The organism is Streptomyces sp. NPDC001890, assembly GCF_042891445.1.
Classification (GTDB): Bacteria; Actinomycetota; Actinomycetes; order Streptomycetales; family Streptomycetaceae; genus Streptomyces.
The window spans coordinates 170,282-181,448 of sequence record NZ_JBIATE010000005.1; the positions used below are offsets into that span (position 1 = coordinate 170,282).

Genomic DNA, 11,167 nt, shown 5'->3' on the forward strand with positions numbered 1-11,167 from the left:
CCTTCATGTTTTCGGTGACTGCACCGGGTGGAGCACGGCTTGTGTACTAGGCCCCACGCCGCGTTAACAACACATGAACGACCAGTCGAGGGCCGGCCGCATCCCGCCCCCAGTGAACGACCCGATTGAGAAGAAGAGAGCCACTCATGGACTTCCTTCGCCCCGCCAGCTGGGAGGAGGCGCTCGCCGCCAAGGCCGAGCACCCGACGGCTGTGCCCATCGCGGGTGGCACCGATGTGATGGTCGAGATCAACTTCGACCACCGGCGGCCCGAGTACCTCCTGGACCTGAACCGCATCGGAGAGCTGACCGAGTGGGAGGTGGGCCAGGAGAACGTACGGCTCGGCGCCTCCGTACCGTACAGCCACATCATGGAGCACCTGCGGGCCGAGTTGCCCGGTCTGGCGCTCGCCTCGCACACCGTCGCCTCGCCGCAGATCCGCAACCGCGGCGGAGTCGGCGGCAACCTGGGCACCGCCTCGCCCGCCGGTGACGCCCACCCGGCCCTGCTCGCCGCGGGCGCCGAGGTCGAGGCCGAATCCGTACGCGGAACCAGGATGATCCCGATCGACGCCTTCTACACCGGCGTCAAGCGCAACGCCCTCGCACCGGACGAGCTGATCCGGGCCGTGCACATCAAGAAGGCCGACGGGCCCCAGCAGTTCTCCAAGGTCGGCACCCGCAACGCGATGGTCATCGCCGTCTGCGCCTTCGGCCTGGCCCTGCACCCCGAGACCCGCACGGTGCGCACCGGAATCGGATCGGCCGCCCCCACGCCCGTACGGGCGAAGGAGGCCGAGGAGTTCCTGAACGCCGCGCTGGAGGAGGGCGGGTTCTGGGACAGCCGCAAGATCATCACGCCGTCCGTCGCCAAGCAGTTCGCCGCGCTCGCCGCCGGTGCCTGCAACCCGATCGACGACGTGCGCGGCACCGCGAGCTATCGCCGGTACGCGGTCGGGATCATGGCCCGCCGGACCCTCGGCTGGACCTGGGAGTCGTACCGCGGCAACGGCCGCAGCACCGAAGGAGCTGCCTGATCATGCGCGTCAATTTCACGGTCAACGGACGCAGGCACGAGGCGGACGACGTCTGGGAGGGCGAATCCCTCCTCTACGTGCTGCGCGAGCGGATGGGCCTGCCCGGCTCGAAGAACGCCTGCGAGCAGGGCGAGTGCGGCTCCTGCACGGTCCGCCTCGACGGTGTCCCGGTCTGCTCCTGCCTGGTCGCGGCCGGGCAGGTGGAGGGCCGCGAGGTCGTCACGGTGGAGGGCCTCGCGGACTTCGCCGCCCACCGCTCCGAGCAGCACCCCGGCAGCGGCTGCGCGCCCGGCGTGTGCGGCACGGCGCTCGACAAGGCCCGGCGGTGGAAGGCGGAACCGTCCGGCGAGGAGAGCCGGGAAACAGGTCAGCTCTCCCCGATCCAGCAGGCGTTCATCGACGCCGGAGCCGTCCAGTGCGGCTTCTGCACCCCCGGCCTGCTGGTCGCCGCCGACGAGTTGCTGGAGCGCAACCCGGAACCGTCCGACGCGGACATCCGTGAGGCGCTCTCCGGCAACCTCTGCCGCTGCACCGGCTACGAGAAGATTCTCGACGCGGTCCGCCTCGCGGCCGCCCGCGCGGAAGAAACGGTCTGACGATGGGCGTAACCGGAAACCCCACCAGCATCAACCAGGGCACCCGCACCAAGGGCGGCATCGGCGAGTCCACACTCCGCCCCGACGGCATCCTCAAGGTCACCGGAGAGTTCGCGTACTCCTCCGACATGTGGCACGAGGACATGCTCTGGGGACACACCCTGCGCTCCACGGTCGCGCACGCCGAGATCGTCTCCATCGACACCTCGGAGGCACTCGCCACGTCCGGCGTCTACGCCGTACTGACCTACGACGACCTGCCGAGCACGGTGAAGAACTACGGTCTGGAGATCCAGGACACCCCCGTCCTCGCCCACGGCAAGGTCCGCCACCACGGCGAACCGGTGGCGCTCGTCGCCGCCGACCACCCGGAGACGGCCCGCCGCGCCGCCGCGAAGATCAGGATCGAGTACCGCGAACTGCCCGTCATCACCGACGAGGCGTCCGCGACCGCCCCCGACGCGATCCTCGTCCACGAGGGCCGCGACGACCACCACGCCGGGCACGTACCGCACCCCAACATCGTCCACCGCCAGCCCATCGTCCGCGGCGACGCGGACGCGGCGGCGGCCCGCGCCGATGTCGTGGTGAGCGGCGAGTACGTCTTCGGCATGCAGGACCAGGCCTTCCTCGGTCCCGAGTCCGGTCTGGCCGTGCCCGCCGAGGACGGCGGCGTCGACCTGTACGTCGCCACCCAGTGGCTCCACTCCGACCTGCGCCAGATCGCCCCGGTCCTGGGCCTGCCCGAGGACAAGGTCCGCATGACGCTCTCCGGCGTCGGCGGGGCCTTCGGCGGCCGCGAGGACCTGTCGATGCAGATCCACGCCTGCCTGCTCGCCCTGCGCACCGGCAAGCCGGTCAAGATCGTCTACAACCGTTTCGAGTCCTTCTTCGGCCATGTCCACCGGCACCCGGCGAAGCTCTGGTACGAGCACGGCGCCACCCGCGACGGCAAGCTGACACATATGAAATGTCGCATCGTGCTGGACGGCGGCGCCTACGCGTCCGCCTCCCCGGCCGTCGTCGGCAACGCCTCCTCGCTCTCCGTCGGCCCGTACGTCATCGACGACGTCGACATCGAGGCCATCGCGCTCTACACCAACAACCCGCCGTGCGGCGCCATGCGCGGCTTCGGCGCGGTGCAGGCATGCTTCGCCTACGAGGCCCAGATGGACAAGCTCGCCGCCGAACTGGGCATGGAACCGGTCGAGTTCAGGCAGCTCAACGCCATGGAGCAGGGCACCCTCCTGCCGACCGGACAGGTCGTCGACTCGCCCGCACCGGTCGCCGAACTGCTGCGCCGGGTCAAGGACATGCCGCTGCCGCCCGAGCGCCAGTGGGAGGTGGCCGGCGAACAGGCCGACGTACGGGCCCTGCCCGGCGGGCTCTCCAACACCACCCACGGCGAAGGCGTCGTACGCGGCATCGGCTACGCGGTTGGCCTCAAGAACGTCGGCTTCTCCGAGGGCTTCGACGACTACTCCACCGCCCGGGTGCGCATGGAGGTCGTCGCCGGCGAACCGGTCGCCACCGTGCACACCGCCATGGCGGAGGTCGGGCAGGGCGGTGTCACCGTCCACGCCCAGATCGCCCGTACCGAACTCGGCGTCTCCCAGGTCACCATCCACCCGGCCGACACCCAGGTCGGCTCGGCCGGCTCCACCTCCGCGTCCCGCCAGACCTACGTCACCGGCGGCGCCGTGAAGCACTCCTGCGAGGCCGTCCGCGAGAAGGTCCTGGAGATCGGCCGCCGCAAGTTCGGTACGTACCACCCCGCCTGGGCCACCGCCGAACTGCTCCTGGAGGGCGGCAAGGTCGTCACCGACGGCGGCGAGGTGCTGGCCGACCTGGTCGACGTGCTGGAGGACGAGGCGGTCGACATCGAGCTGGAGTGGCGCCACCGGCCCACCGAGGCGTTCGACCTGCGCACCGGACAGGGCAACGGCCACGTCCAGTACTCCTTCGCCGCCCACCGCGCGGTCGTCGAGGTCGACACCGAACTCGGCCTGGTCAAGGTCATCGAACTGGCCTGCGCCCAGGACGTCGGCAAGGCGCTGAACCCGCTCTCCGTCGTCGGCCAGATCCAGGGCGGCACGATCCAGGGCATGGGCATCGCGGTGATGGAGGAGATCGTCGTCGATCCCAAGACCGCGAAGGTCAGGAACCCGTCCTTCACGGACTATCTGCTCCCCACGATCCTCGACACGCCGACCATCCCCGTCGACGTGCTCGAACTCGCCGACGACCACGCCCCGTACGGGCTCCGTGGCGTCGGTGAGGCCCCCACCCTGTCGTCGACCCCGGCCGTCCTCGCGGCGATCCGGAACGCGACGGGCCTGGAGCTCAACCGGACGCCGGTACGACCCGAGCACCTCACCGGCAGCTGAGCCGCGGCTCCATCAGAACTCTCCGGGCGGTGCGTGCCTCCCAGGAACGTCACACTTCCGCCGCCCGCACCGCCCGGAGACCCCCGGCACTGCAGCACAGCAGTACGGCAGTACCGCGGTACACCGTTGCAGCACCGCAGCACCGCTGTACCGCAGTACGCAGCACACCGCTGCAGCACGTCGGATCGCAGTACCACGTCACACGTCACATTCCACTCTGCATGAACAGTTCGTCTCGGGCCGTCCCCCGGGTCGTGCCGCCCGCGCAGTCATCCCAAATCCCGCATTTCGACTCTTCATCGCGGGTGCCCCTATGAACCTTGGGAGTCAGGCATCATGACCCAGCAGTCAGTGGAGCCCAGGACCGGTGCGGAGGACGCGGGCTCAGGCTCGCGCGTCCCCGCCGGAAGATCCTGGCTCGACCGGTACTTCCACATCTCCGACCGTGGCTCCACCGTCGCACGCGAAGTGCGCGGCGGCATCACCACGTTCATGTCGATGTGTTACATCCTTCTGCTCAACCCGCTCCTGCTGTCCGGGCCGGACGCTTCGGAGCACCGGCTCAGCCACGCCGCGCTGATCACGGCGACCGCCCTGGCCGCCGCCGTCTCGACCCTGCTGATGGGATTCATCGGCAAGGTGCCCCTCGCCCTCGCCGCGGGACTCTCCGTCTCCGGCGTGCTCGCCACCCAGGTGGCACCCCACATGACCTGGCCGCAGGCCATGGGCATGTGTGTGATGTACGGCGCCGTGATCGTGCTGCTGGTCGTCACCGGGCTGCGCGAGATCATCATGAACGCGATACCGCTGGCCCTGAAACACGGCATCACCATCGGCATCGGCATGTTCATCGCGCTGATCGGCCTGGTCAACGCCGGCTTCGTCGGCAAGGGCGCCCCCGTCACACTCGGCACCGACGGACAGCTCGCCGGCTGGCCCGTACTGCTCTTCTGCGTCACCCTGCTGCTCATCTTCATGCTCCAGGCCCGCAATGTGCCCGGCGCGATCCTGATCGGCATCGTCGTCGGCACGGTCCTCGCCGTCATCGTCAACGCGGTCACCGACATCAGCCCCAAGGCATGGGGCGGCAGCGCACCCGAACTGCAGGGCAGCGCGGTCTCGATGCCCGACTTCGGGCTCTTCGGCCATGTCGAGTTCGGCGGCTGGGGCGAGATCGGCGCCATGACCGTGGGAATGATCGTCTTCACCCTGGTGCTGGCCGGCTTCTTCGACGCGATGGCGACCATCATCGGCGTCGGCACCGAGGCCGGGCTCGCCGACAGCAAGGGCCGGATGCCGGGCCTGTCCAAGGCACTGTTCATCGACGGTGCGGGCGGCGCGATCGGCGGCGTCTCCGGGGCGTCCGGGCAGACCGTCTTCATCGAGTCGGCGACCGGCGTCGGCGAGGGCGCCCGCACCGGGCTGTCCTCCGTGGTCACCGGTCTGCTCTTCGCGGCCGGACTGTTCTTCACCCCGCTCGCCCAGATCGTGCCGGGGCCGATCGCCGCCGCCGCACTGGTCGTCATCGGCGCGATGATGATGCAGAACGCCCGCCACGTCGACTGGAGCGACCGCGCCGTCGCCGTGCCGGTCTTCCTGACCGTGGCACTGATGCCGTTCACCTACTCCATCACCGCCGGTGTCGGCGCCGGAGTGATCTCCTTCGCCGCGATCAAGGCGGCGCAGGGCAAGTTCCGCGAGGTGGGCGTCTTCATGTGGGTACTGACCGCAGTGTTCGTCGTGTACTTCGCGCTCAGCCCGATCGAGAGCTGGATCGGCGCCAAGTAGAACGGGAGCCGGTCCGCACCGGGCCGGTCCCGCTGTCCCTCCGCTCCTCCGCCCCTCCCCCTCCGCACACCCGTCGAAGGAGAATCGCCATGCTGGACATCGCCGAGGAGCTCAACCGGTGGGTCGGGCAGGGACGCGAATTCGCCGTGGCCACCGTCGTGGCGGTCGGCGGCAGCGCGCCCCGGCAGCCCGGAGCCGCGCTCGCCGTCGACCGCGACGGCACGGCGATCGGTTCGGTCTCCGGCGGGTGTGTGGAGGGCGCCGTCTACGAACTGTGCGAGCAGGCGATGGACGACGGCGCCGCGGTGCGCGAACGGTTCGGCTACAGCGACGAGGACGCCTTCGCGGTCGGACTGACCTGCGGCGGCGTCCTCGACATCCTGGTGACACCGGTCCGTGCGGACGACCCCGCACGGGCGGTGTTCGCCGCCGCGCTCGCCGCCGCCGCACGGGGGACGGCGGCGGCGCTCGCCAGGATCACCGACGGGCCGGCGGAACTCCTCGGCCGCCCCCTGCTCGTCCACCCCGACGGCTCGTACGAGGGTGGGCTCGGCGGACACCCCGAGCTGGACCGCACCGCCGCGGCCGATGCCCGCGCGATGCTGGACGCGGGCCGCACCGGCTCCGTCACCATCGGCGCCGACGGCTCTCGCTGCGGGCAGCCGCTGACACTGCTCGTCGAATCGAGCGTCCCGCCGCCCCGGATGATCGTCTTCGGGGCCATCGACTTCGCCTCGGCACTGGTCCGGGCAGGCAAGTTCCTCGGGTACCACGTGACATTGTGCGACGCCCGCCCGGTCTTCGCCACGAAGGCCCGCTTCCCCGAGGCCGACGAACTGGTCGTCGACTGGCCGCACCGCTATCTCGCGGCTACCGAGGTCGACGCCCGCACCGTCCTGTGCGTCCTCACCCATGACGCCAAGTTCGATGTCCCGCTGCTGGAACTGGCGTTGAAGCTGCCGGTCGCCTACGTCGGGGCGATGGGCTCGCGCCGCACCCATCTGGAACGCAACGACCGGCTGCGTGAGGTCGGTGTGACGGAACTGGAACTGGCCAGGCTGCACTCGCCGATCGGCCTCGATCTCGGAGCGCGCACCCCCGAGGAGACCGCGCTGTCGATCGCCGCGGACATCGTCGCCGACCGGCGCGGCGGCAGCGGCGTGCCGCTCAAGGGCGCGCACACGCCGATCCACCACGAGGCCGACCGGCGGCCGCCCACCAGAACGATCGACTCCGTGGCCTGAACCGGCTCCTGAGCCAGCTCCTGAGCCGGTTCCGGAGCCAGCTCCTGAGCAAGCTCGGAACCGGCCCCGAACCGGCCCCGAACCGGCTCCTGGACCGGCCCTTGGGGCGCGACCGCTGAGGGCGGATAGCCGCCACGGCGGCTTCACGCCAGGTTCGAACTCGGCCGTAGCCATGCTTTTGACGGTAGATCAGCAGCATGACTCCTACACCTCCCTCCACCTCCGGCCGGGCGAGATCTGTCCGTCCGGGGCGCGGAGCGCTGCTGTTGGCGACCGCCATCGCCCTCGTGAGCGGTGCACTGGTCCCCGCGGCCGGCTCCGCCCTGGCCGCCGACCCGGGCGGGTCCCGGCCCGTCGACCGCAAGGCGCCCTCCGCCCAGGAGTACGACATCACCCTGCTCACGGGCGATGTCGTGCACTACACCGACGGCGCCGGCAAGCAGGACACCGTCACCGTGGACCGCCCCGACGGCGCGGTCGGCGGGGTGCACGTCCAGCAGGCCGGCGACGACATCTACGTACTGCCCGACGAGGCCACCGCGCTGCTCGCGGCCGGGAAGCTGGACCGCAGGCTGTTCAATGTCTCCGCGCTCGCGAAGATGGGGTACGACGACAAGCGGTCGGGCGGCATCCCGATGATCGCCACCTACCCGGCGGGCAAGGCCCGTTCGCTGTCCGCCGCCCCACGAGGCGCCGAGAAGGTCCGTACCCTCGAAAGCATTCACGGCGCCGCGCTGAAGGCGGACAAGGACACCACCCGCACCTTCTGGAACGCCATAACCAGCACCCCGGCGGCCCGTTCGCTGGACGCCGGCATCGCCAAGCTGTGGCTCGACGGCCGGGCGGAGGTGGCGCTCAAGGATTCCGTGCCGCAGGTCAACGCCCCGCAGGCATGGGCCGAGGGGTACGACGGCAAGGGCTCCAAGGTCGCCGTCCTGGACACCGGCATCGACGCGACGCACCCGGACGTCAAGGACCGCATCCTGGAGACCAGGAGCTTTGTGCCGGGCGAGGAGGTCGTCGACCGGCACGGCCACGGCACCCACGTCGCCTCCACGATCGCGGGCTCCGGCGCCGCCTCCGAGGGCGTCAACAAGGGCGTCGCCCCGGGCGCCGGCCTGATCATCGGCAAGGTGCTCAGCGACGAGGGCTCCGGCGCCGACTCCGGCATCATCGAAGCCATGGAGTGGGCGAAGGCCGAAGGGGCCGACGTCGTCTCCATGAGCCTCGGCTCCAGCATTCCGGACGACGGCTCCGACCCCATGTCCCAGGCGGTCGACGCCCTCTCCGCCGACGGCGGTCCGCTGTTCGTGATCGCCGCGGGCAACGCGTACGGCGCGGGCACCATCGGCTCGCCCGGCTCGGCGGACAAGGCACTCACCATCGCCGCCGTCGACAAGCAGGACAGGCGCGCCGACTTCTCCTCCATGGGCCCGCTGGTCAATTCGTACGGACTGAAGCCCGACCTCTCCGCGCCCGGCGTGAACATCAACGCGGCCGCCTCGCAGTCGGTCCCCGGCGTCGACGGGATGTACCGGTCGATGTCCGGTACGTCGATGGCGACCCCGCATGTCGCGGGCGCGGCTGCCATTCTGAAGCAGCGTCACCCCGACTGGTCCGGCCAGCGGATCAAGGACGCGCTGATGAGCTCGTCCAAGGTGCTGTCGGATCACACCCCGTACGAGCAGGGCACCGGCCGACTCGATGTGAAGGCTGCGGTCGACACCACGATCGAGGCCACCGGCTCCGTCGCGGTCGCCTCGTACGACTGGCCGCACTCCCCGTCCGACCCCGTCGCCGAGCGGACCATCACCTACCGCAACACGGGCACGAAGGACGTCACGCTCGACCTGGCCACGGACACGGAATCCGACGCCTACACCCTCTCGGCGAAGCAGCTCACCGTCCCGGCCGGTTCCACCGCCGAGGCCGTGCTGTCGCTCGACCCGTCCAAGGTCGCGAACAACACCCAGTTCTCCGGCCAGGTCGTCGCCAAGGACGCGGCGGGCACCACCGTCGCCCACACCGGCTTCGCCCTGAACAAGGAGCAGGAGCTGTACGACCTGACGCTCCAGCTCCGTGACCGCGCGGGCAAGCCGATGGACGGCCCGGTCGTCCTCGGTGCGCTCGGCGACCCGAACCTGGGCGTCGTCCAGGTGTCGGGCGAGAACACGCTCCGGCTCCCGCCGGGGAACTACACCGCGTGGGCGGCCGCCGACGTCGCCGGTGACCGCGCGGACTCCAAGGCCGTCGCCTTCCTCGCGGCGCCCGAGATCATCCTGGACAAGGCCTCCACGGTCACTCTCGACGCCTCCGAGGCCCGCAAGGTCAGTGCGCGGACACCGAAGGAGACCGAGACCCGGCAGCTGCGATATGACATGGCACGTACCGCACCGGACGGCACCGTCCTGCGCGACGCGTACCAGATCCCGTTGACGTACGACCAGCTGTGGGCGAGCCCCACCAAGAAGGTCACCCAGGGCAGCTTCTCGTTCCTGACCCGCTGGCGGCAGGGTGAGAAGCTGATCGATCTGACCGCCGGCGGCCGTGATGTCCCGGTGACCGCGCAGGTCGGTGCACCGGTCGCGGAGAGCGGCACGCAGCAGCTCACCGCCGTCTTCGCGGGCAACGGCGCCGCGGCCGACTACAAGGGCCTGGACGTCAAGGGCAAGGCGGTCGTCATCCGCCGCAGCGACGCGGTCGCTCCCGAGGACCGGGCCGCCAACGCGGTGGCCGCGGGCGCCAAGGCGCTCTTCGTCGTCAACGACGGCGACGGCGTCGACATGGACCGGTACGCCCCCTACGGCTCCGAGACCACGATCCCGGTCGCCTCGGTCCAGCGCCTCGCGGGCGAGAAGCTGATCGAGTCGGCCCGGCAGGGCTCGAAGGTGACGGTCACGCAGCGGAAGTTCGCCCGCTACGTGTACGACCTGGTCGACCGCCACAACGGCGTCATTCCGGACCGCTCGCTGGAGTTCGCCCCGTCGGAGCGCCGACTGGCGAAGGTGAAGAACACCTTCTACGGCCACCAGGACGTGCTCGGCGGCGGCTACCGCTACGACATCCCGGACTACGGTCCGGGGCTCGGCTTCGAGGAGTACGAGAAGTTCCCCGGTACCCGCGAGGAGTGGGTCACCCCGCTTCCGGGCGCCTCCTTCTGGTACGAGAACCACTCGGTCCTCGACGCCGACGGGAGCGGGACCGCGCAGGAGATGCGCAGCGGCGAACTCGACTACGCGGCGGGCCGCACCTACCCGGCCGAATGGTTCGCGCCGGTCACCCGCCCGCGTCTGGGCACCGGCTACTGGGGTCCGTTCCGTTCCGTCTACAACGACATCCAGTTCAACTTCACCCCGTGGACGGACTCCGGCGCGGGCCACTCGGGCGCCATGCCCGACGACGAGTACGACACCACCACCACGGCCTTCTACCAGGGCGACAAGCTGATCAAGAAGGTCGCGGGCCGGGCGGGCTTCGCCTGGGACGTCTCGGCCGAGAAGCTGCCGTACCGCTTCGTGCTCGACTCCGCCCGGGACACCGACAAGTGGCGGACGTCCACCCGCACTCACACCGAGTGGAACTTCGTCTCGGGTGCCATGGACGAGAACGGTCCGTTCCAGGCCGACATCCCGATGCTCCAGCTGGACTACCGGGTGAGCACCGACCTCGCCGGTGACGTCAAGGCCGGTCAGTGGACCGAGGTCGGGCTCTCCTCCGGTACGCAGGAGTGGCTGGACGGGGCGGTCAAGGCCACCGGGGCCTCGCTGTCGGTCAGCTACGACGACGGGGAGAGCTGGGAGGCGGTGCAGCTCCGCAAGGACGCGGCCGGTTCCTGGACCGCCCGGTTCAAGACCCCGGAGAAGGCCGGCTCGTTCGTCTCGCTGAAGGCGCACGCCGAGGCGGCCGACGGGCTGGGCATCGACCAGGAGATCACCCGGGCCTTCGGCCTGAAGTGACCTGCTGAGCTCTGCTCTTGAGGCGGGGGGGGGGCGCCCCCCCCCGCGGGCCCCCCCCCCCCCCCGCCGGGGGGGCGGGGGGGGAAAAAATATTATTTTTTTAGGTGTTATTTGGGTGGTTTTGGGGGTGGTTGTGGTATTTTTGGGGGCGGCGGAGGT

Annotated in this window: 6 protein-coding genes; all 6 read left to right on the top strand. The window is 70.2% G+C overall.

Going from position 1 to position 11,167, the window contains the following annotated elements:
* Positions 1-146 precede the first annotated feature (146 nt).
* The 6 genes from ACFYY1_RS17220 (at position 147) to ACFYY1_RS17245 (ending at position 11,008) form a co-directional block, all read left to right on the top strand.
* On the top strand, positions 147-1,037 hold the full coding sequence (locus ACFYY1_RS17220; protein WP_388585842.1) for an FAD binding domain-containing protein: 891 nt from the start codon (positions 147-149) through the stop codon (positions 1,035-1,037).
* A 2-nt stretch (positions 1,038-1,039) separates the two neighbouring features.
* Positions 1,040-1,633, top strand: a complete 594-nt coding sequence (locus ACFYY1_RS17225; RefSeq protein ID WP_388585844.1) for a (2Fe-2S)-binding protein — start codon at positions 1,040-1,042, stop codon at positions 1,631-1,633.
* A 2-nt stretch (positions 1,634-1,635) separates the two neighbouring features.
* Positions 1,636-4,020 carry a xanthine dehydrogenase family protein molybdopterin-binding subunit gene (locus ACFYY1_RS17230; protein WP_388585846.1) on the top strand — a complete coding sequence of 795 codons (2,385 nt, stop codon included), beginning with the start codon at positions 1,636-1,638 and terminating at the stop codon, positions 4,018-4,020.
* Between the two features lie 336 nt (positions 4,021-4,356).
* Positions 4,357-5,808, top strand: a complete 1,452-nt coding sequence (locus ACFYY1_RS17235; protein ID WP_388585849.1) for an NCS2 family permease — start codon at positions 4,357-4,359, stop codon at positions 5,806-5,808.
* An 89-nt stretch (positions 5,809-5,897) separates the two neighbouring features.
* On the top strand, positions 5,898-7,052 hold the full coding sequence (locus ACFYY1_RS17240; RefSeq protein WP_388585850.1) for an XdhC family protein: 1,155 nt from the start codon (positions 5,898-5,900) through the stop codon (positions 7,050-7,052).
* Between the two features lie 287 nt (positions 7,053-7,339).
* Complete coding sequence (locus tag ACFYY1_RS17245; RefSeq protein WP_388586275.1) at positions 7,340-11,008, top strand: S8 family serine peptidase; 3,669 nt, start codon at positions 7,340-7,342, stop codon at positions 11,006-11,008.
* Positions 11,009-11,167: the final 159 nt, after the last annotated feature.